This window comes from Brevibacillus parabrevis (genome assembly GCF_003710905.1).
Classification (GTDB): domain Bacteria; phylum Bacillota; class Bacilli; order Brevibacillales; family Brevibacillaceae; genus Brevibacillus; species Brevibacillus parabrevis.
Window position 1 is genome coordinate 36,286 of the sequence record NZ_RHHV01000005.1, and the last position, 20,243, is coordinate 56,528.

Below are 20,243 nucleotides of genomic sequence, written 5' to 3' on the forward strand. Positions count from 1 at the left end.
CTGGGTGTCCATGCCTGCCAGATGTTATTTTTTCACAACGGCCATGCCCAGTTGATGTTGAAAATGTCCCAAAGCCCACTCGTGTCCTACCGGATTGAAGCTGGCGACGGCGTCCTCGTGAATGACGACGCGAAAACCGTGGTAGAAACCTTCGATTGCCGTGTGCAAGACACAAATGTCGGTACAGACGCCAACCAGATGAATTTCGCTAATGCCCCGCGCCCGCAGCTGCAAGGCCAGATCAGTGCCCTGGAAGGCGCTGTAGCGCGTTTTGTCCATCCAGTAGATGGTGTCCTCAAATTCCTCGTAGATGCCTTGAATGCTCCCGTACAAGTTCCTGCCGGACGTGCCGATGATGTTGTGCGGCGGATACAGCCCGGTTTCCGGATGGTACGGGTCCTGCTCTTTGTGAGCGTCCACCGCCATCACGACAAAATCACCTTCTGCGAGAAAATCGCGGATCAATTCGCCGATGCGTCCTTCAATAGCTTGCCCTGGTTCTTTGCAGGTCAGGGCACCGTCTGGCGCGACAAAGTCGTTGGTATAGTCGATCACAATCAAGGATTTCATGGCAAAAACCTCCTGAAGTGAATGTGGGTAAGCCTGTCAGTAAATCATGGCAGTCGGGATGAAGTCGGAAAAGCGGTACAGCTTGGCGGGAGAGTTGGAATACTCGGTCGAGTAAACAGGCTGGCCCGAATCATCTACTGCTGCTTCCAGAATGCCTTGCCGTCTCGTAGTGGCGAGCAGGCGGCGTTCAAAATTGCCCCGATCGTTCACTTTGAAGCTGGGCACGACTGTTTCGATGACCTGCAACAGCTCGCTCAGCGTAAACCGCTCAGGCAGGAACGCTTTGGCGATGTTCGTTTGCAGCATTTTTTCCCGCACGCGCTGCAAAGCGTCCGTCAAAATCTCGCGGTGATCGAATGCTAGGTTGAGAGCGAAAGCTTCTTCGATGGGAAATAATTGCGCATCGGAAGCGTCGTCGGCAGCCTGCGCATGTTTGAGCAAATCTTCGTGAACGAGGGAAACGTACGCGACGCTCGGAATCCAGCCGCGCGGGTCGCGACCTGGCTTGTAGTATGTTTTCAACTGCTCAATGTGGACGTCGCGGTCGATGTTCGTCTCTTCCTTCAACTCGCGGTAGGCGCACTCATCCAGCGTCTCGCTTTCCTTGGAAAAGCCGCCGGGCAAAGCCCACTGCTCCCCGTAGGTGTCGCTTTTGCGCTTGATCAAAAGAACAGCCAGCTGCTTGTGCGGCAACGATTTGGTTTTGGTTGCACGCGGAACGGACAGGATGGTAAAGAGACAAATATCGGTCGGAAGCCCGTCTGGCGAGCGATGCTTCTTGGTGCGAAAAAAGAGGCGTTTGGCTGACAGGCGATGCATGCTCACGATCGCATCCTTTCTGTAATGTGCTGGTTGATCCTGTTATGTTTATATTATAATGTTGTTTTAACAATGTCAATATGACAATATAATATTTTTCCAATAACTGACGCTGGAACGAACGAACGCAAAAAACGCCTGAGCTGCTCATGCTCAGGCGCTTCGTTTATGAAAAAGGCGAGACGGTTTCCAACGGGGCGGTAATCGGTTTGAGTCGCTGTTGAAGCGACGGAGCGGACTGGCACGGCTGGCTGGACTGAACAGCTTCTTCCCAGAAAAATAGCTGGCTGTTCAGAGGCGAGAGGTTTTTTGGCTGCACGCGCACATACGTGCCGTCTGGCATGAGCACGTTGGCCTTGGCGTCATCCTGCAACATCGTAGCCAGGACGTGCATGATCCGCTCCTTCAGATCACGCTGCACCACGGGAAACAAAATCTCGACGCGGGCGATCATATTGCGAGTCATCCAGTCCGCGCTGGACAGGAACACTTTTGGATCGCCGCCATTGCAAAAGGCGTAAATGCGACTATGCTCCAAATATCTGCCGACGATGCTCGTGACCCGGATGTTTTCGCTGACGCCGGAAATGCCTGGACGCAGGCAGCAAATGCCGCGGACGATCAGATTGATTTTCACCCCGGCGCACGAGGCGCGGTACAGCGCTTCGATGATTTCCTTGTCGGTCAAAGCATTCATCTTGGCGGTGATGTAAGCAGGCTTGTCCGCCAGGCAATTTTGAATTTCGCCTTCGATCAGATCGAGGAACGCTTCGCGCAATCCGACGGGAGCGGTGGCGATTTCCTCCCATTTTGGCGGGTGGGAATAGCCGGACAGATGGTTGAAAAAGTGGGTGGCATCTGCCCCGACCTGTTCACGCGAAGTAAACATGCCCATGTCTGTGTACACGCCTGCGGTTTTGTCGTTGTAATTGCCCGTGCCAAGGTGCACATATCGGCGCAGGCCATCGCCCTCGGAGCGGACGACCAGCGTGATTTTGCTGTGAGTCTTTAGCCCTGCCAATCCGTAGATGACGTGGCATCCGGCGTTCTCCAGTTTTTTGGCCCAGACGATGTTGTTCTCCTCGTCGAAACGCGCTTTCAGCTCCAGCAGGACAGTGACTTGCTTGCCGTTGTCCGCAGCTTGGAGGAGAGCATTGACGATCGGGGAATCGCCGCTGACCCGGTACAGCGTCTGCTTGATTGCGAGCACCTTGGGGTCGTTCGCGGCCTGTTGGACAAATCGGATGACCGGCTCAAAAGATTCGTAAGGATGGTGCAGCAGCACGTCCCTTTTTTGGATGACCGCAAACAAATCCTCGTCCTGCTTCGCCAAATCAAGCGGCTGCTGCGGATCGAGCGGTTCAAAGCGCAAATGGTCGTAGCCTGCCAGCGCATGGAAGCGGAAGAAAAACGCAGGATCGAGCGGACCATCGAGGCAGTACACTTCTTTGTCAGTGAGATCGAGCCAGTCTTGCAGAGTGGCTTGCAAGTATGCGCTCATGGACGAAGAGACGGCCAGGCAGGAAGGCTCGCCCATCTTGCGTTTTTTCAGCGTTTGTTCGATCGCTTCCAGCAAGTCATCGGCTTCGTCCTCGTCAAAAGTCAAGTCGGCGTTGCGCGTGATGCGAAACGGACTGACCTCGACGATGTTGTAGCCGTGGAACAGGCTGTCCATATGCTCCGCGATGACGTCTTCCAACAAGATAAAATGATCCTCGCCATCGAGGGAAGGCAGCTCCAGAAAACGCGGCAAGACAGACGGCACCTGCACAACAGCAAACAGCGGGCCTTCGCTTTCTTCCTCTGTGTCTTCCAGCAAGACAGCCAGATTCAAACTTTTGTTCAACAGCATGGGAAACGGATGGCTGGCATCTACGGCCATCGGAGTCAGCACCGGATACAGGTGATGATGGAAAAAGGCGCGCACGAATACGGCTTGCTCTTCGCTCAGCTGATTTGCCTGCAAAAAGCGGATTCCCGCCTTGTTCAGCTCCGGCGTAATCTGGTGTTTGAGGATCGAGTACATCCGCTCCATCACCAGATGAGTGCGATCCCACACAGCGAACAGCTGCTCGTTTGCCGTCATCCCGGATTTGTTGTCCGGCTTGGTGAAGCCGGCTTTGACCTGGTCCTTTAGACCTGCCACCCTGACCATGAAAAATTCGTCAAAATTGCTGCTGGCAATCGCGATGAACTTGAGCCGCTCCAAAAGCGGATTGTCTGGATTGGAAGCTTCAAAAAGCACGCGCTCGTTGAAAGCGATCCAGCTTAATTCCCGGTTGATATAATAATCTGGAATACTAAAATCCTTCATCATGAACCAACCTTTTTCGCATAGTAAAAGATAGATCATAACTGGCAAGGAATAGTATAGCAGTCTACTGTTAAGCGATTGTTAAGTTTTGTCGGGGCTACGCGTCCACGACGACTTTCAGCGGGATTTTCCAAGCTTTCGAGAGCTTGGACAGCGGCTCATCGAGCAAGGAATACTCGAGCAAATCCGGCTGTTTTCCCGTGCAGGACAAAACGAACTCGCCGCCTGTTGAAGCAAGGCGGACGGCGCTGATCGCCTGGGTCATCGAGCGATCCAGCACTCTGGAAAAAAGCAGCAAATGGCCCAGCTTCTCTACGAGACTTTTGTCCTGCTTGCCGAGCAAATCCGGGTGACGGGCAATCTGGCTCTGCGCCAGCTTGTTTGTTTTATAGGACGCAATCATGGCGAGCAGCAGCCGTTCCCGATGGGTATAGCCTGCCATCAGCACGTTGGACAGCAGGTAGAAAGTATGCTCGGAAGCTTCGTAGACGTTGATCGTGCGTCCGGTGTCATGCAGGAGGGCGGCGTTTTCCAAAAGCTGCCGCTCGAATCCGCCGAACGAATGGAGCGCATGCTGTTGCAACTGGTCAAACAGCGACAAGGCCAGGTCGCGCACATGGCGCGAATGCGGCTGGTCAACCTGGTAGCGGTTCATGAACTGCAAGGCGCTGCGCTCCCGGACGATGGCGGTCGAGGCAGGCGGCTGTTCACCCCAGACGGTTTCGTACAACACCCCGTCACGCAGCCCTTTGTTGCTTACGAGCAGGCAATCACTTTGCGCGTAGTGAAGCAAGCTTTCAAAAGCCGCCATGCCCGCGAGAATGACATCGGCGCGGTCTTTGGATACGCCAGGGATTTGTCGGCGTTCTTCCAGCGGCAGCCTGCGCAGGGCGTTCAAAATGTTCGTTACCGCATCTGCCTGGATGGGGTAATGGTGCAGGCTGTCCATGCTGTAGTGAACCTGGCGCTGGTGAATTTTGCCCAGATTGCGCGCTGTGCCGCCGATGGCGATGACGGGACATTGGCGGTTGGCAAGCCAGGGACAAGTGGCAAGCGAATCGGCCAAAAAGGTGCGCAGCTGCGCAAATTCTTCCTCACTCGGAACCTCTTCGCGGAAAAATTGACTGGTCAATGTCACGATGCCGAATGGAAAGCTGTGGCTTTCGATCAGCTGGCGGTCGCGGAAGTAAGTAACCTCTGTGCTGCCGCCGCCGATGTCGATGGTGATTCCTTCGTCCACAGGCATGCTGTTCAAGACGGCGAGATAGCCGTATCGCGCCTCTTCCTTGCCGCTTAATACACGCATGGAAATGCCGCTTTCCCGCTCGATTGCCGCTGTCAGCTCCCGGCCGTTTTCCGCCTGGCGAACTGCTGCGGTGGCAACTCCGATGGCTTGGGTGACTTTTCGCGCGTCCAGCAGTTTCTTGAACTGGCGCATCGCTGTCAACGTTTTGGCAACGCCTTCCTCGTCCAGTCTGCCCGCACGCAGGTGGTTGCTCAATCGCAAGCTGTATTTGATATTGTCTATCTCTGCTACCATTCCCGAATCGTCTTGCTCGTAAATGACCAATCTGGCTGTATTGGAGCCGAGATCGATGACGCCGATGCTTTTTTTCATGTGATTCCCCACTTACAATAGGCTTGGATTCTCGCCAAAATTTTCATGTTTGTTCTCATTATGCCATAGAAATCGGACTTTCCACCCATGAAGTTGTCAGTTGACAATAACGAAAAACCTTTTTATAATCTGAGACATTCAAGCAAACAACGATACGCACACAAATACATGGCTGTGAAAAGGAAAGTAAAAAAGGGATTTGACGACCAGAGAGCTGCCTGATTGCTGGGAGGGCGGCCGCGAACTCTTTTTGAAAGCCACCTTGGAGCCCTGCTTTTGAACGGTTCAGTAGAAAGCAGCGTTTTCCCCGCGTTACGGGGCGCATGTCTTTTTGACAAGACTGCACGAGTTTGCCTTTTGCGAGAGAGGCAAAAAAGCTGAGTGGTACCGCGATACCTTCGCCTCAGCAACCCGATTCATGAAAGCATGGATCAGGTTGCTGGGGCTTTTTGATTTTCGCCAAAAAGAGATAGGAGTGGTGGGGAATGGATCGCTTGAAGCAAAGGGAGCTGTTGCACCTTTTGGAAGAGGATAGCCGCATGAGCGCCGAGCAAATCGGCAAAATGCTGGCAGAGCCTACGGAGGTAATCGAACAGGCGATTGCCGAGCTGGAGGCAGAAAAGGTGATCGTGAAATATCCGGCGCTGGTCAACTGGGAGCGCGTGGAGGATCATCCTTACGTCAACGCCATGATCGACGTCAAAGTGACGCCCAAGCGCGATGTCGGATTTGACGAGGTAGCCGAACGCATTTGCCGCTTCCCTGAAGTGAAGGCCGTCTACTTGATGTCTGGCGCCAGCTACGATTTGTCGATCATTTTGGAAGGCAAGACGATGAAAGAGGTCGCTACCTTCGTATCGCAAAAGCTGTCAACGCTCGATTCCGTCGTATCGACAGCGACGCACTTTATTTTGAAACGCTACAAGCACGATGGCATTGAGCTGGAAGATCGTGACGAAGATCGCAGGATGGTGGTTACGCCGTGAGTACACAATTGACAGTCAAAAAAAATCGCTTGTCGTCTACAGTCGCATCTTTGAAGCCATCGGGCATCCGCCGCTTTTTCGATCTGGCGGCATCGATGGAAGGGGTCATCTCGCTCGGGGTTGGGGAGCCGGATTTCGTCACACCTTGGCGCATGCGCGAAGCTTCTATCTCCTCGCTGGAGCGCGGACACACTGCCTATACTTCCAATGCGGGCATGCTCCCGCTGCGCGTCGAGATTCAAAAGTATTTGGAGGAGCGCTTTTCGGTCAGCTATCATCCGGAGACGGAGATTCTCGTAACCGTAGGAGCGAGCGAAGCGATTGATATCGCCTTGCGTGCCATTCTCGATCCGGGTGATGAAGTTCTGGTAGTAGAACCGTGCTACGTCTCCTACGAGCCTGTCATCCGGCTGGCTGGCGGCGTGCCGAAGTTTTTGAAAACGACGATGGAAAACCAGTTCAAGCTGACGCCGCAAGAGCTGGAAGCGAATATTTCGGAGCGCACGAAAGCGATCATCTTCTGCTACCCGAACAACCCGACAGGGGGCACGATGACAGCAGAGGAGTGGAAGACGCTTCTGCCGATTATTGAAAAGCACGACCTGCTGGTGATTTCCGACGAGATTTATGCAGAGCTGACGTACGGACGCATGCATGACAGCATCGCGGCTCTGCCGGGAATGAAAGAGCGGACGATCCTGATTTCCGGCTTTTCCAAAGCGTTTGCCATGACAGGCTGGCGGCTCGGCTACGTGTGTGCCACACCTGATCTGCTCGCGGGCATGCTGAAAATTCACCAGTACACGATGCTGTGCGCGCCGACGATGGCCCAGATGGCTGCACTCGAAGCGTTGCGCCATGGCCGCGCCGATATGGAGCGAATGATCGAGAGCTACCGCCAGCGCCGCAATTACGTAGTCGATGGCTTCCGCCAGATCGGACTTACGTGCCATGAACCGGATGGAGCGTTTTACGCCTTCCCGTCTGTGACGGCAACAGGACTTAGCTCCGCCGAGTTTGCCGAAAAGCTGCTCATGGAGGAGAAAGTGGCAGTCGTGCCGGGAGACGTGTTTGGCGAGAGCGGACAAGGCCACATTCGCTGCTCGTATGCGACGTCCATGGAGCAGTTGAAAAAGGCGCTGGATCGGATGGAGCGCCTGATGGGACGATTGCAGTAGGGCAGGCGAGGAAAACAGCAAAGAGGACAGTGCCAGTAGCGCTGTACTCTTTTTTTATGTTCGGCAGGAGCTTGCTGCTTGTGAGGCAGCAGCATTGCTTTTTCGGATAAGTTTATGACGACATGACGATCGTGGCGACGAGCTGTGTGACAAGCGCAGCTACGATCATGGAAATACTGGAGACAGTGCCTGAGATCGGACTGATTTCAAACGCCTTGGACGTCCCTGCGCCGTGCGCACTTGTGCCCAGCAGGACACCGCGCGCGATATCATCGGAAATCCGCAAGTAAGCAATAATGTACGGCCCGATGATGGAACCGAGCACTCCGGTCATCAAGACGAGCACGGCGGTAATCGAAGGAACGCCCCCGATCATTTGCGATACGTTCATGGCGATTGGCGTCGTGATGGAACGCGGCAAAAGGCTGTAGAGCACTTGCTGATCGGTATGCAAAAGCAAAGCGAGCACAGCGGAGGAGATGACGGCCACCGCCGAGCCGGACACGACACTGATCATGATTTGTGCCGCGTGTTTCTTCAATAAAGGATAGTGCTTGTAGAGTGGCACAGCAAAGGCGATAGTCGCAGGCTGGAGCATGTACGCCAGCCATTTTCCCCCTTCGTTGTAATCAGCGTAAGGGATTTGGGCGCACAGCAGCAGGACAACCAGCAGAAGCGGTGTGAACAAGATAGGCGAAAAGAGCATAATCGGTCTATAGCGATAAAGCCGTTTGGCCGTCAAATAAATGACGATAGTCAGCAAAAAGCCAATCAGTCCGGTCATCATGAGCGTGTATGCCCCTTCCGCTTCGAGATGCTTTGGGCGATCAAGCCGCTGCAGACCATGACGAACGCAGTGCCGATCACGATAATCAGAACAATTTGCAGCCCTTCATGCAGCATCAGGCTTTGGTACGAGACAATGCCGACAGACGGCGGAATAAAAAACAACAGCAGCTCTGCCAAAAGCCATGCGGCTCCGGTTTCAATCCATTCCAGCCGCAAAATTTTGGCCTGGAGCAAGAAAAACACAACAAACATCCCCAGGATGCTGCCGGGGATTTTCCAGCCGAGCGCAGAAACAAGCAGGTTCATCAAAACAGACATGAGAATGAAAAATGCTACTTGCCCCGCGATGATAATCAGTCTTTTCATGATGGTCCTCTCCCTTTGGGAAAAGTGTACATCAGCTTTTTTCATAGGTAAAATGCATATATAGAATGAGTAACATTCATCTTATCTATAGAAGAAACGGAGCGAAGAGCGGATGGACATTCGCCATTTGCAATACTTTTTGGAGGTAGCGCGGCATAGCAGCTTCACCAAGGCGGCAGAGTCGCTGTATATTACCCAGCCGACGATCAGCAAGATGGTGCGCAATCTGGAGGAGGAAATTGGCGTAGAGCTGTTTGAGCGGGTCGGAAAGCGCATCACGTTGACCGATGCGGGATGGGTTTTGTTCTCCCAGGCGGAAGTCATGGTGAAATCGTTCGAGAATATGAAAATCAGGTTGGCAGATTTGATGGAGCTAAAGCGCGGAAAAATTCGCATCGGGCTGCCGCCGATGGTAGGAGCGAGCTTTTTTCCAAAAGTCATCGGGAAGTTTTGCGAGCAGTATCCGGGGATCGAGTTGGAGCTGCTGGAAGTCGGTTCGAAAAAAGTGGAGGCAGATGTCGCATCGGGGATGCTGGACAGCGGTGTCGTTTTGCTGCCGACAGATGAAGCGCTTTTTGAGTCGTACTCGTTCGTCAACGAGCAGATTCGCGTCGTGGTTCACCCGACTCATCCATTGGCCGAGCAGCAGGAGGTATCGCTGATCGAGCTTGCGCAGGAGCGCTTTTTGCTGTTTCACGAAGACTTTTCCTTGCACAACCGGATTATTGACGAGTGCGTGCGAGTCGGCTTTCACCCTGCGGTCATGTACAAAAGCTCTCAGTGGGACTTTCTCTCGGAAATGGTGGCAGCCAATGTCGGGATTACCTTGCTGCCCCAAACGATCTGCCGGGAGCTGGACCCGCGCCGTTTTCACAGTCTTGCGCTGGTCAATCCGACGATCCGATGGCACCTCGGGATGATTTGGCGCAAAAACGCCTATCTCTCGTATGCGACGCGCGAATGGATTCGCTTCACGAAAGAAAGCTTGCCCCATATGAAAAGCAAGGCTTCATCTTCTGAATGAAGCCTTGCTCGTATGGGAGTGGCCGCAGTTGGCTGCGACCGAAAATGGTATGCATGTATATGGTAGAAAAGGCGGCTGGTTGATAGGAGCAGCCTGTTACAACAATGGGAATGGTCGTATAGGAAAAAATGAAATTATTATTTCGTATTGCGAAGTTTTAGAAACCAACAGATTGATTCAAGGCGCTTACAGCCAGATTGTATTGATAAAGAGCGTCGGCAGCTTTGGTTTCGGATTCGAATAATTCTGCTTCTTTGTCGATCAGGTCATTCAAAGAGCCTTTTTTATTGTTGGCGTAATCGTAAAGAGTTTGTTCGTATTGTTTGGCAGCTTCTTCTTTGGCAGCGTTGCTTGCTGTCAGTGCAGCTTTGGCAGCTGCCGCTTTTTCGTAGGAATCGCTGACTTCCAGACTCACTTTTTGTTTGAGGCTTTGCAGCAGCAGCTCTTCTTTGCGCAGGTCGTTGCGCGCGATTCTTCCTTTATATGTGCTTCCCGCGGAGTATTCTGCCGTAAAATCGGCTTTGATTTGGGCGTACTCTCTTTTCGCTTCGGCTTCGATCATGTCAGGGCGTTTTTGGTAGGCCAGAGCAAGAGCTTCTTCCACTGTATTCAGCGGGGCAGAGGTCAGTGCGCTCGTTTGCAGCAACCACTCTTTGTCCTGTTTTTCATTCAGCAAGCTGTTGAGCTTGGCCAATGCTTCCTTGTAGCTGCTTTCCAGAGCGGACAGCTTGTCTTTGGCGTCATTGTCATCGGCCCAGTATTGGCGCTGGATGCTTTTCTTTTGCACCTTGATTTTTTCTTCCAGGGCGCGAACTTCAAAATATGCTTTTTGGACATCGAGGCGCAGAGCGTTTTGCTTGGTGGCAAAGGAAGCTTCACCGACGAGCAAATCTTTTTTCGCTTCAGCTTCATCTCCGTACTTGTCAGAAGCTTCACTCAGCGAATTGACGTCATCCTTTTTGATTGCCGCTGTGTCTCGAAGGGTCAGGAGAGACTCATAGCGAGTGGTTTCGTAATCGAGTCTCGCCAGTTCCAGGTCAACACTGTTTTTCAATGCTTGCTCAACAGCGTGATCGAGAGAGAGGGGAGCTACTGCTGTTTGTTCCACCGCCGCTGCGAGAGGGGCTGCCAGAGCCAGGTGCGAGCTGCCGACAAAAAGCGCAGTGACCAGTGTGGTGCTGTAAAGATGTTTGGACAACCGGGACTTCATTTACAAAGCCTCCTTCATTTCATGAGTTAATGAAAACGATAATCATTATCAATTTTCATGAACAGTATATATTTCCAACCTGATGTTCGTCAATACGAAATCGAGAGTTGGAATGATAGAAAACATCATTTATCAATCAAAGAGTTTAAATAATTTACAAATTTTGTGTAAAGGCAGCGTGCAGCAAGAAAGGCATCCAGATAGCGGACGCCTTTCTTGCTATGAGCTTGGTCAAAAGTAAAGAGGAGAGAGCCGCTGATCTATATAAAAGGCAGTCTGGAGCTTGCTGCCTAATTCATCAGATAAAAAGGAGGGAAAATGACGAAAAAATATTACGTGAAGCGAAATATTAGAAACCGATCGATTGATCCAATGTGCTGACAGCAAGGTTGTATTGATAGAGCGATTCAGATGCTTTGGTTTCTGCTGCAAACAGGCTTGCTTCTTTTTCGATCAAGTCTTTCAAGGCTGCTTTTTGACTCGTGTAATCCGACAAAGCTTGCTGGTATTGCTTGGCTGCTTCGTTTTTGGCAAGGACGCTCTCAGCCAATGCTTTTTTCGCCGCGGCGACCTTTTCGAAAGAGTCGGCTACTTCCTGATCGACTTTTTGCTTCAGTCGTTCCAGCACCAGGTCGGACTTGCGCAATTGCTTGACGGCTACTTTGCCTTTATAGGTGCTGATGGGCGTGTAATCTTTCGTGTAGTTAACTTTGACTTCGGCAAAATCTTTCTCGGCGACAGCTTTCATCATGTCAGGCCGCTTTTTGTAGGCTTGCGCTTTGGCTTCTTCCAGAGTGGCAACAAGCGGTGCGGACAGCTCGCGGGTTTCCAAGCGCCAGGACTTGTCCTTTTTTTCGTTCAGCAGGTCGTTGAGTTTGGCCAATGCCTGCTTGTAGCTGGTTTCCAGAGCGGACAGCTTTTCTTTCGCTTCGTCGTTCTCCGACCAGTATTGGCGTTGGATGCTTTGCTTTTGCAGCTTGATCTTTTCTTCCAGAGAAGAGACTTCAAAATACGCTTTTTGCACTTGCAACTGCAAATTGTTTTTTGAGGTTTTCAAAGTGACTTCGCTAAGCGCCAGGTCTTTTCTCGCTTTGGCAGCGTCTTCGTATTTTTTCTTGGCATCATCGAGCGTATTGACGTTTTCGAGCTGGATGGCCGCTTTTTCTCGCAGCGTATAGAGCGTTTCATATTCCGTAACATCGTAATCTATTTGCAGCAGCTCAAGATCGATGCTGGTTTTCAATGCCTGCTCGATCGCACCGTGGAGAGACAGAGGAGCGGTCTGGGTTTGTTCTGCGGCTGCAACGACTGCAGGAGCGGCCATAGCCAAATGAGTATTGCCTGCAAGAAGCGCGGCAACCAGTGTAGTGCTGTAGAGATGGTTCGATAACCTGGACTTCATTATGGGGCCTCCTTGGGAATAGGAAAAGAGTTATTCGATAACGATTCTCATTATCAAATTTTCATGAACAGTATATATTTCCAGTCTATATTCGTCAATATGTAATCATAAGAAAGTTGATCGGAAAAATAAAATGAAACAAAGAAAAAGCTCCCTCGACGTGAGGGAGCCTGCAATGACTTGTTTGGCAAAGCTATTTATTTTTCGTCCATGCTGAAATCTACTTTATGGAGCGGAACAAGCTTGCTCTTTTTCGTATACTTGTAGACAAGCCAAACGATCAAAAACAGCGGCAAGCCAACATAGGAGACGAACACGCCGTTCCAGTCAATCTCGCCGCCGATAAACGCCGAGTAGTTTTGGCCGACAATGACGACGCAGCAAATGATAAAGGCGAAAATCGGGCCAAACGGGAACAGCTTCGCCCGGTATGGCAGCTCACGCAGGTCGCGGCCTTGTGCCAGGTACGCTTTGCGGAAGCGGTAATGGCTGATGGCAATGCCGAGCCAAGCGATAAACCCGGACATGCCGGATGCGTTCAGAAGCCATACGTACACCTCGCCATCTCCAAACAGGGAAGACAGAAACGCCAGCGCACCGATGGCAGCCGTCATGATCAAGGAATTGATCGGGACGCCGTTGCGAGTGACTTTGGCAAACCATTTTGGCGCTTTTCCTTCCTTCGCTAGCACCCACAGCATGCGGGTGGATGCGTACATGCCGGAGTTCCCGGCAGACAGCACGGAGGTGAGGATGACCGCATTCATCACAGAGGCGGCGAAGGCAAAGCCGGCTTTTTCAAAGACGATCGTGAACGGGCTGATGGCAATATCGGTAATATCACCGCTGATCAGATTCGGATTGTCGTAAGGAACGAGCAACCCGATAATCAAGATTGCGAAAATGTAGAAGAGCAAGATGCGCCAAAAAATCTGGCGGATCGCTTTCGGGATATTGCGCGCAGGGTCTTCGCTCTCACCAGCGGCCACCCCTACAAGCTCGGTTCCCTGGAACGAGAACCCGGCAATCATGAAGACGCCGAGAAGCGCCATGAAGCCGCCATTGAACGGTGCATCGCCTTTGGTGAAGTTTTGGAAGCCGACTGCTTCGCCACCCATAATGCCGAAGATCATCAAAATACCAATGATGATAAAGACGACGACGGTGACTACTTTAATCAAGGCAAACCAGTATTCAGATTCGCCGTAGCCTTTGACAGACAACAGATTAAGAGCAAACATAAGGACGAGGAACAAGGCACTCCACAAAATGGCGGGAGTATCCGGGAACCAGTATTTCATAATGAGAGCTGCGGCTGACAGTTCGACCGCAATCGTAATTGCCCAGTTGTACCAGTAATTCCAGCCAAGCGCGAAGCCGAGTGACGGGTCGACGAATCTGGTGGCGTAGGTGGAAAAGGAGCCGGATACAGGCATGAAGGCGGCCATTTCCCCAAGACTGGTCATCAAAAAGTAAACCATGATACTGATAGCGATGTAGGCGACCAAAGCGCCCCCTGGTCCGGCTTCGTGAATCGAGCCTCCACTCGCCAGGAACAAGCCCGTACCGATGGAGCCGCCGATGGCGATCATCGTCAGGTGGCGGGCTTTCAAACCACGTTGCAGTTGATTCTGTGACATAAGATGCTTGCACGACCTTTCGAAGATTTTGAGAAGGTCGGTCGGAAACGAAAAAACCGCCAATAGCCAAAAAACGGCATAGGGCGGTATCATCCAATCCCCACCAAGCCTTCACTGAAGATAGCACACCACGTTTGCCCGGCAAGCAAACGTGACAGTTCTGTCCCTTTCGGGTACAGCCCCAGCCCACGCGCACAGAGATGCGATATGAGCTTCGGCGGCTTTTCCCTTTCCTGGAGTCATAGATTTCTTCTGAATCTCGTACAGGATGACATAAAAGCCGCGACCTCTACCCTCACCGTGAAAGATGAGGATAACATGTATGAAGTTGATTTATTTATCAACTATATAAGATTGATCGTTATTAATCAATGAAAAAAGTTGTGCTGCAAAATATTGCTAGAGTGGGAGCAAGGGCTACAAAAATGACCTGCGCGCAGGCCAGGAGCCTTGCAGCTTGCGGATTTGCACGATTTGTCCCGTATGAAAAGCGTCGTGCAAAATGATGCTCATCACGCTTTGCCCGATGGAGATGGTGGGCAGCGGCTGATCGAATGCATCGCCGGAAAGGGAGCGGAGCTTTTCATGAATGCCGCGATGTACTTCTTCCATGCGCTGCACCGCCGCTTGCCAAGCTGCTTCGTCGTCTGGCGCTCCGGATGGTTGGAAGGTGTCATCGTTCGTCTCAGCCGTACCAGGAAAATCCGTACCGGATAGACGGTGCAGCAAACGCTCTTTGAAATAGAGCAGATGACTGAGATTTTCCCAGATCGTGTTCGCTGCCTCTCCTTCGGGACGCCAGCTGGCTTGGGCCACGGTCACGCCATCCAGGGCGTGCTTGAGCGGCGGATACCAATCTTCTTTGTCATACGTGCACTCCCATTCATGAACAAGCAATTCCATCCGATTCATGTGTTTCCTCCTCGTCTGTCAAACAGATTGGTGAAGCGCTATAATGGCAATAAGAAGAAGTTTGTAACGTACAAAACTTATTTTGGTGGTTACAAGATGATCTTACCATATGTTGGTGTTACCTACAAGAAGCGAAAATAGATGGGGGAAGAGAAGTGTGCAATGGCTATGCATCGATTTTTTAAACAGCGATTGGCGTGACTGGCGCGGGACAGGCCGCAAGGAAAATCGCCTGGCAAAGCGGGAATGGCAGGAATGGTTTTTGCAAGAGCACCAATTGCAGGCACCGCTGCCGCTTGACGAGGAAACCGTCGCTGTTCTTGTGCAATTTCGCGAGTATATGCGAATGCTTTTGGAAAAGGTGGTCAGCGGGGAGGCATTGCTGCAAGAGGAGTTGGAGCAACTGAACGAGACGCTGGCAAAAGCTCCGTTTTACGTTCGCGTCGTGCCTGGTGAAGAGGAAGCAACTTATGCGCAGGAATGGCATAGCGCGATTGAAGGATGGCCACTGGTCATGGCGCGGATCGCCGGGTCTTTTGCCACGCTGTTGCTTCCGTCCCATCTGGAGCGGATCAAGATTTGCGACAACGAGGACTGCCGCTGGGTGTTCTACGATGAAAGCCGGAACCGGGTGCGGCGCTGGTGCGACGATAAAATGTGCGGCAATCTGATGAAGGTACGCCGTTTTCGGGAGCGGCAAAAGGAGAAAAAATGAGCGAAGGAAAAGGGGCAGAGAAACAGACTGCGCCTTTTTTCATGTCTGGGCAAAAGAGCAGGGAGAAGCCCACGATCTGCTGTCGCTGCCATCGTTGTAGCAAACGTTTCGCGGCATGGGAAGCGTCATGCTTTCAGTATGTGTAGCCCGCGAATCCGCAAATGCAAATGACGTACATGGAAAGGAAAATGGAGGCATAATAAGAAGCAGGTAACAAGGGACCGGAAGCGAGGTGGCGGGATGAGTCGCAAACGGAAAATATGGCGCAGGGCACTGGTTTTGCTTTTGCTTGTAGGAGCGTGTACAGCGATCTGGTATTTGCGTCCTTACCAGCACGATCAGGCTGCCAAAGATGCGATGCAGGGCGGGGAAGGCATCACCGTTATCGATACGGGGGACTGGATTGCTTTTGAAGGCGGAGAAGCCCGGGAGCCAGGGTTGATCTTATATCCAGGCGCTTTGGTCAAATCGGAGAGCTATGCACCGTTGGCACGAGCTTTGGCTGGTTCCGGATATCGGGTATTCGTAGCGAGAATGCCGCTGAATTTGGCTATCAGCGATGTCGAGCGAGCCAACCAAGTGTTGAAAGCATACCCCAAGCAATCGTTTGTGATCGGCGGGCACTCTCTGGGCGGAGCCATGGCAGCCCGGTTTGCGATCCAACACCTCGATCGGATCGATGGCGTCTTCTTTTTGGGAGCTTATCCGGACAAACGGGGAGATTTGCAAAAAGCGGAAATACCCGTCTTGTCCTTGCTCGGATCGCGGGATGGCGTGGTGAATCGGGAAAAGTTTGCGGCCAGCAAGGCATTTTTGCCGGAGAATGCGGTATTCATGACAATCGAGGGCGGCAATCACGCGCAGTTCGGCAGCTATGGCGCGCAGGAAGGCGACCAGCCTGCTGCCATCACTCCGCAGGAGCAGTGGCAGCAAACAGTAGCGGCGATCAAGGATTGGCTCCTGTCAGACGTCATTCCCCGAAAGAGAGATAATGCCGGAAACGACTCCGGTAATCCGGATGTTTTCGGAAGGTAACAGGAGCGGTTCGTCTGTCGGACGCGTGGTCGTAAACAAGCATTCTACCGGATTGACATCTGTTGCGATGCGGACGAGAAACTGGCCTTCCTGCCTGATCAGGACGGGCCTGTCTTTGATCGGTTCCATGGAGAAGTCGGAAATAAGCAAAGCGTCTCCGGGAAAAATGCCGAGGCCGGAAAGACCGTCATCTTGCATGATCAAAGCGAATCGCGCCACGTGATAGCTCGCCACTTCAATGGACGGACGCAGCGACAATTCCTCATCCTGGTCGAGTGGCAGCTCGAAAAAACGGCTGCTGTAAGCGTCTCCCGCTATAAAGATTCGTTTCACGAAAAATCGCCTCCGAAAAGATGGTCAAAAATGCCTGGACGGTCTATCAATCAATCGTAGACGGGAAAGCCTTTGGCGTACAGGCGGCTGAGAATCCGGTCAAAGCGGGTGCGCGCGAGAGCAAGCGGGACCTGAAAGCGGCTGGCCAACAGCACAGGTGCCTGGTAGCGGGAGCAATCCGCAAGCACAGAGCCCATCATGAAGAGCGGGAGCAAAAGGTGCTCGGCAAAATGATTCGCCTGCGATTCCTGCCAATCGATCATCCATTCGCTGGACTGCGGCTGTACTCCTTCATGCAGGAGCAGGTGCCCAAGCTCATGCGCGATTTTTACCCGCTGGGTCGCAGGGTCGAGACGTTCATCTACCGCGATGATGTAGCGATTCGGCAAGCTGGGATGGGCGTGGGCGCGGCTGCGGCCGTTGATGAAATGGATTTCGATGCCGTATGTTTCGCACAGTTGCGCGAGATTGATTTGTTCGGGCAGCTCCATGCCATGGTGGCGCAGCAAAAGATAGACGCGGCTTTCCAGCCAGGTTTGCGGTTTGCCGATTTCTTGTAAAAGGGAAAAGTGCATCAGGAACCTCCTGAAAAATTGGAACGTACGTTCTGTTTTGTCTCGAAAAGAAAACCCCTCTGTGGGGTTATTTTTTTTTCAGCTCTTCCGTGATGTCAAACAGGGAAGGCGGGCGTGATTCGCGTACCTGGCGAGCTTTCCACTGCTTTTTCAGGTCGTACCAGTAGCGGCGGATTTCTTTCTTCTCTTCTTCAGAAGCTTCCAGATACCCATCGAGAAAATAGTAGTCGTCCGGGTCGTCGATTCTCTCCTGCAACAGCTCGTCCAGTGAACGCTGGCCTGTCTGCGCAGACGAAGAAGCCACATAAACAGCGCCGTCTTCGGTTCGTCCCAGAAGCCAGTCGGTCGTAACCTCCAAAATATCTGCCAGCTGCATCAGCATGTCATTGGGAGGGGTGCTGTGGTTATTTTCGTAGTTGCTGATCGTGCCCTTGGTCGTGCTGACACGTTCAGCCAGCTCTTCCTGAGTCAGACCTTTCGCTTTGCGAGCTGTGCGTAAGCGCTGAGATAGCATGAGCGCCAGTCCTTCCGTTACAGATGTACAACTATATTGTACTAAAAGACAAGAAAGAAAAAAAGTATGTATGAAAATATTGTATTTTTCATTTGACATACAAGTATTTTGTACATTAAGATGCTTATACAAACGAAAACAAGAACAAGCGTTCTGATTATGAAAGGAGGTGGACACGTTGAACGAAAAAGTGTCTGCGCCAGCGTACGAGCGCAGAGACGCAGCGCAGTGGGGGCAGAGAAACCACGAAAGCAAAACGAAAGCCAAAAGGAAGAGGTGAGGACACATGAAACAAAAATCGTTTGTGCTGCTGTTACTGCTGGCTGTAATCACAGTCGTTTGCCTTCCGGGAAGGGCGGTTACGGCAGCAGCAGATCCACTGGCTGACATCTACCAGCTGGATCAGGAGTTGTTGAAGCTTTCGCAGACGCTCGACTTTTTTCAGGAGGTCGCTACCAAGAAGAACAACGAGCCGCTTGCCAAGCAAATTGGCGAGGAAGCATCCAGGCTGTTCGAGCAGGCCAAAGCGCTTCATCAAATTAAGGAAGCGCCTGGTCAAACGGAACGGGCTGCAAAGCAAGCGGCTGTAGAAAATCAGCTGTCGGTTCAAAAAATACCGCTTGCCGAATTGGTTGAGACGTACAACCAAAAGGCAGATGCCTACTGGGAGCAGCTCATGCCAGAGTTATCCGCTGCCAGGACGGGAAAAAACAGTGCGAAGCAGGCGAAATTGCATGCTGCTGCTGTCAATGCTACTGCTACTGCCGCCGCCGTCTTGGACCCGTTTGAGCCGAACGACGATGTTGGCAGTGCTTACCCGATTACGCGAGGAAATATGTACAATTCCAAGCTGTCGTGGAAGCAGGACACCGATATTTACCGCTACGATTCGGGAACGCAAAGCGGACAGGCAACGGTTACCTTGTATGTTCCTGACGACGTGAACTACGACCTGGTTGTGATTGAAGCGCCAAACAAGGCGATCGGCACCAGCATGAAGCCGACACTGGGGCAAGACGAGATCATCACATTCCAGATCGAGCCGAACAAGACGTATTATTTTTCCGTGTTCAGCATGGACCGTCACTTTAGCGAAACTGCGGAATACACGCTTTTGCTCAGCGATGTGAAGGCGGTGCTTGCGCTCAATCAGCCTGTCGATATCAGTTTGCCCGCCGGAGAAGTGCCGGCTTACCGCTTCACGGCTCCTGTAACAGGCAACTATCGGCTGTACACAAGTCCGTACGGCGGATTTGGGCCGCTGTTCGATACCGTTCTGCTCGTGTCTCGCGACGAAAAGCTGCAGCAAGTGGTGAGAATCAATGACGAAGCGACTCCGGGCGCGCTTTTTTCGGAAATCAACACACCGCTGGAAGCGGGAGTGACGTATTTTGTGTGGGTCTCTTCTTACGACAAGCAAAAAGGCGTTCACGCCCGATTGACAGCGGCGTTGGATACGAAGGCAACGGTGGCTTCGCCTGTGCTGCATGAAGCGGCTGCAAACGACGGCAGCCTCGCGGAACAACAGGTCGTCACGATCAGCAACGGAATTTTGACTTCGGACGCAGCGAGTGCCGTGTCTGTCAGCAACGTTCCGGCTGGACTTACGCCAGTTGTCACAAGGAACAGCAACTCGATGCTGACGATTCAGTTTGCGGGGAAAGCAGCCACGCACGAGAGCAAGCACAGCGTCCAGAACTTGTTCGTCACCATCCCGAAAGCCAAGGTAGCGGGGATGGATGCGGACGTGGTAGTAGGCCCGTTTGCCATTGAGTTTTCCGACACGGAACCGTTTTTCATGAATGCTCCCAAAGATCTCAATCTTGGGGCAGGCGCGAAAAAAATCGTGAAGTTTACACCGCCGTCCTCAGGCAGCTTCGAGCTGTATACGAGCTTTTACGGCGACAATCCGGCGGAAGGGACAAGCAATACGCAGCTCGCCATCTATGAGGATTACGCGGGCACGCGCCTGATTGCGGCCAATGACGACGGGGATCAGCCGCCATTTTCCAAGGTGCGACTGTCCATGCAAAAGGGACAAGATTATTACGTCGTTCTGTCAGCGGCAGGAAACGGCGCGGTGCATGCGCGACTCGCAGCCCGTTATTTGGGAGTGGAATACATCTACAACGCCAAAGGGCAGCTTGTACAAATCAAGCAAAACGGCAAGGTTTTGGCCGAGTATACGTATGACGGAAACGGAAATCTCACACGCAAACTCATTCATCAATAAGAGGAGGGAT

The 20,243-nt window shown here is 52.2% G+C and carries 19 protein-coding genes, 1 riboswitch and 1 other annotated feature; of the genes, 6 read left to right on the plus strand and 13 right to left on the minus strand.

The window, feature by feature from the left end; genetic code table 11:
• Positions 1-24: 24 nt before the first annotated feature.
• The 4 genes from EDM60_RS03550 to ppx form a co-directional block, all read right to left on the minus strand.
• The gene (locus tag EDM60_RS03550; protein WP_122962709.1) at positions 25-570 is read right to left on the minus strand and encodes a cysteine hydrolase family protein; all 546 of its coding nucleotides are present in this window, start codon (positions 568-570) and stop codon (positions 25-27) included.
• 36 nt (positions 571-606) lie between these two features.
• Complete coding sequence (locus EDM60_RS03555; protein ID WP_122962710.1) at positions 607-1,389, minus strand: NUDIX hydrolase; 783 nt, start codon at positions 1,387-1,389, stop codon at positions 607-609.
• 166 nt (positions 1,390-1,555) lie between these two features.
• Positions 1,556-3,706: an RNA degradosome polyphosphate kinase gene (locus EDM60_RS03560; RefSeq protein ID WP_167470233.1), complete on the minus strand. Its 2,151-nt coding sequence runs from the start codon at positions 3,704-3,706 to the stop codon at positions 1,556-1,558.
• A 94-nt stretch (positions 3,707-3,800) separates the two neighbouring features.
• Entirely contained in the window at positions 3,801-5,321 is a 1,521-nt protein-coding gene (gene ppx, locus EDM60_RS03565; RefSeq protein ID WP_122962712.1) for an exopolyphosphatase, read from the minus strand.
• Between the two features lie 165 nt (positions 5,322-5,486).
• Positions 5,487-5,730, plus strand: a binding site (T-box leader).
• Between the two features lie 76 nt (positions 5,731-5,806).
• Here ppx and EDM60_RS03570 point away from each other — a divergent pair.
• Positions 5,807-6,307, plus strand: coding sequence for an Lrp/AsnC family transcriptional regulator (locus EDM60_RS03570; protein ID WP_122962713.1), 501 nt, complete (start codon positions 5,807-5,809; stop codon positions 6,305-6,307).
• Positions 6,304-7,485 carry an aminotransferase gene (locus tag EDM60_RS03575; RefSeq protein WP_122962714.1) on the plus strand — a complete coding sequence of 394 codons (1,182 nt, stop codon included), beginning with the start codon at positions 6,304-6,306 and terminating at the stop codon, positions 7,483-7,485. Before EDM60_RS03570 ends, EDM60_RS03575 begins: the two co-directional genes overlap by 4 nt.
• A 112-nt stretch (positions 7,486-7,597) precedes the next feature.
• On the opposite strand, the gene EDM60_RS03580 is transcribed toward EDM60_RS03575, so the two are convergent.
• The gene (locus EDM60_RS03580; protein ID WP_122962715.1) at positions 7,598-8,272 is read right to left on the minus strand and encodes an LrgB family protein; all 675 of its coding nucleotides are present in this window, start codon (positions 8,270-8,272) and stop codon (positions 7,598-7,600) included.
• Positions 8,269-8,640, minus strand: a complete 372-nt coding sequence (locus tag EDM60_RS03585) for a CidA/LrgA family protein (RefSeq protein ID WP_122962716.1) — start codon at positions 8,638-8,640, stop codon at positions 8,269-8,271. The genes EDM60_RS03580 and EDM60_RS03585 overlap by 4 nt, the downstream gene beginning before the upstream one ends.
• Before the next feature lie 112 nt (positions 8,641-8,752).
• On the opposite strand from EDM60_RS03585, the gene cidR reads away from it, so the two are divergent.
• On the plus strand, positions 8,753-9,664 hold the full coding sequence (cidR, locus tag EDM60_RS03590; protein ID WP_122962717.1) for a cidABC operon transcriptional activator CidR: 912 nt from the start codon (positions 8,753-8,755) through the stop codon (positions 9,662-9,664).
• Between the two features lie 157 nt (positions 9,665-9,821).
• On the opposite strand, the gene EDM60_RS03595 is transcribed toward cidR, so the two are convergent.
• From EDM60_RS03595 to EDM60_RS03610, 4 genes are all read right to left on the minus strand, one after another.
• Positions 9,822-10,874 carry a TolC family protein gene (locus tag EDM60_RS03595; protein WP_122962718.1) on the minus strand — a complete coding sequence of 351 codons (1,053 nt, stop codon included), beginning with the start codon at positions 10,872-10,874 and terminating at the stop codon, positions 9,822-9,824.
• A 349-nt stretch (positions 10,875-11,223) separates the two neighbouring features.
• A complete protein-coding gene (locus EDM60_RS03600) occupies positions 11,224-12,276 on the minus strand; it encodes a TolC family protein (protein WP_122962719.1) in 1,053 nt (350 codons plus the stop codon).
• A 197-nt stretch (positions 12,277-12,473) separates the two neighbouring features.
• A complete protein-coding gene (locus EDM60_RS03605; protein ID WP_122963244.1) occupies positions 12,474-13,916 on the minus strand; it encodes an amino acid permease in 1,443 nt (480 codons plus the stop codon).
• Between the two features lie 113 nt (positions 13,917-14,029).
• Positions 14,030-14,216: riboswitch (Lysine riboswitch) on the minus strand.
• Between the two features lie 117 nt (positions 14,217-14,333).
• Complete coding sequence (locus EDM60_RS03610; RefSeq protein WP_122962720.1) at positions 14,334-14,828, minus strand: DinB family protein; 495 nt, start codon at positions 14,826-14,828, stop codon at positions 14,334-14,336.
• A gap of 157 nt (positions 14,829-14,985) precedes the next feature.
• Here EDM60_RS03610 and EDM60_RS03615 point away from each other — a divergent pair, with 157 nt between their 5' ends.
• Together EDM60_RS03615 and EDM60_RS03620 are read left to right on the plus strand one after the other, a co-directional pair.
• A complete protein-coding gene (locus EDM60_RS03615; RefSeq protein ID WP_122962721.1) occupies positions 14,986-15,543 on the plus strand; it encodes a CGNR zinc finger domain-containing protein in 558 nt (185 codons plus the stop codon).
• A 240-nt stretch (positions 15,544-15,783) separates the two neighbouring features.
• Positions 15,784-16,578 (plus strand): alpha/beta fold hydrolase, encoded by a 795-nt coding sequence (locus EDM60_RS03620; protein ID WP_122962722.1) that lies wholly within the window; start codon positions 15,784-15,786, stop codon positions 16,576-16,578.
• On the opposite strand, the gene EDM60_RS03625 is transcribed toward EDM60_RS03620, so the two are convergent.
• From EDM60_RS03625 to EDM60_RS03635, 3 genes are all read right to left on the minus strand, one after another.
• On the minus strand, positions 16,507-16,911 hold the full coding sequence (locus EDM60_RS03625) for a hypothetical protein (RefSeq protein ID WP_122962723.1): 405 nt from the start codon (positions 16,909-16,911) through the stop codon (positions 16,507-16,509). The genes EDM60_RS03620 and EDM60_RS03625 overlap by 72 nt on opposite strands.
• A 50-nt stretch (positions 16,912-16,961) precedes the next feature.
• The gene (locus tag EDM60_RS03630; protein WP_063231495.1) at positions 16,962-17,486 is read right to left on the minus strand and encodes an ImmA/IrrE family metallo-endopeptidase; all 525 of its coding nucleotides are present in this window, start codon (positions 17,484-17,486) and stop codon (positions 16,962-16,964) included.
• Positions 17,487-17,553: 67 nt separating this feature from the next.
• Positions 17,554-18,000: a helix-turn-helix domain-containing protein gene (locus EDM60_RS03635; RefSeq protein ID WP_063231496.1), complete on the minus strand. Its 447-nt coding sequence runs from the start codon at positions 17,998-18,000 to the stop codon at positions 17,554-17,556.
• A 286-nt stretch (positions 18,001-18,286) separates the two neighbouring features.
• On the opposite strand from EDM60_RS03635, the gene EDM60_RS03640 reads away from it, so the two are divergent.
• On the plus strand, positions 18,287-20,233 hold the full coding sequence (locus EDM60_RS03640) for an RHS repeat protein (RefSeq protein WP_122962724.1): 1,947 nt from the start codon (positions 18,287-18,289) through the stop codon (positions 20,231-20,233).
• The last annotated feature ends 10 nt before the right edge of the window (positions 20,234-20,243 follow it).

What these genes read in the sequence shown, in the direction of transcription:
- EDM60_RS03630 (WP_063231495.1), bottom strand. Translation starts at nt 17,486, where the DNA reads ATGCACTTTTCCCTTTTACAAGAAATCGGCAAACCGCAAACCTGGCTG.
- EDM60_RS03555 (WP_122962710.1), bottom strand. Translation starts at nt 1,389, where the DNA reads ATGCATCGCCTGTCAGCCAAACGCCTCTTTTTTCGCACCAAGAAGCAT.
- EDM60_RS03570 (WP_122962713.1), top strand. Translation starts at nt 5,807, where the DNA reads ATGGATCGCTTGAAGCAAAGGGAGCTGTTGCACCTTTTGGAAGAGGAT.
- EDM60_RS03560 (WP_167470233.1), bottom strand. Translation starts at nt 3,706, where the DNA reads ATGATGAAGGATTTTAGTATTCCAGATTATTATATCAACCGGGAATTA.
- EDM60_RS03605 (WP_122963244.1), bottom strand. Translation starts at nt 13,916, where the DNA reads ATGTCACAGAATCAACTGCAACGTGGTTTGAAAGCCCGCCACCTGACG.
- EDM60_RS03635 (WP_063231496.1), bottom strand. Translation starts at nt 18,000, where the DNA reads ATGCTATCTCAGCGCTTACGCACAGCTCGCAAAGCGAAAGGTCTGACT.
- EDM60_RS03585 (WP_122962716.1), bottom strand. Translation starts at nt 8,640, where the DNA reads ATGAAAAGACTGATTATCATCGCGGGGCAAGTAGCATTTTTCATTCTC.
- cidR (WP_122962717.1), top strand. Translation starts at nt 8,753, where the DNA reads ATGGACATTCGCCATTTGCAATACTTTTTGGAGGTAGCGCGGCATAGC.
- EDM60_RS03620 (WP_122962722.1), top strand. Translation starts at nt 15,784, where the DNA reads ATGAGTCGCAAACGGAAAATATGGCGCAGGGCACTGGTTTTGCTTTTG.
- EDM60_RS03640 (WP_122962724.1), top strand. Translation starts at nt 18,287, where the DNA reads ATGAAACAAAAATCGTTTGTGCTGCTGTTACTGCTGGCTGTAATCACA.
- EDM60_RS03610 (WP_122962720.1), bottom strand. Translation starts at nt 14,828, where the DNA reads ATGAATCGGATGGAATTGCTTGTTCATGAATGGGAGTGCACGTATGAC.
- EDM60_RS03550 (WP_122962709.1), bottom strand. Translation starts at nt 570, where the DNA reads ATGAAATCCTTGATTGTGATCGACTATACCAACGACTTTGTCGCGCCA.
- EDM60_RS03600 (WP_122962719.1), bottom strand. Translation starts at nt 12,276, where the DNA reads ATGAAGTCCAGGTTATCGAACCATCTCTACAGCACTACACTGGTTGCC.
- EDM60_RS03595 (WP_122962718.1), bottom strand. Translation starts at nt 10,874, where the DNA reads ATGAAGTCCCGGTTGTCCAAACATCTTTACAGCACCACACTGGTCACT.
- EDM60_RS03580 (WP_122962715.1), bottom strand. Translation starts at nt 8,272, where the DNA reads ATGATGACCGGACTGATTGGCTTTTTGCTGACTATCGTCATTTATTTG.
- ppx (WP_122962712.1), bottom strand. Translation starts at nt 5,321, where the DNA reads ATGAAAAAAAGCATCGGCGTCATCGATCTCGGCTCCAATACAGCCAGA.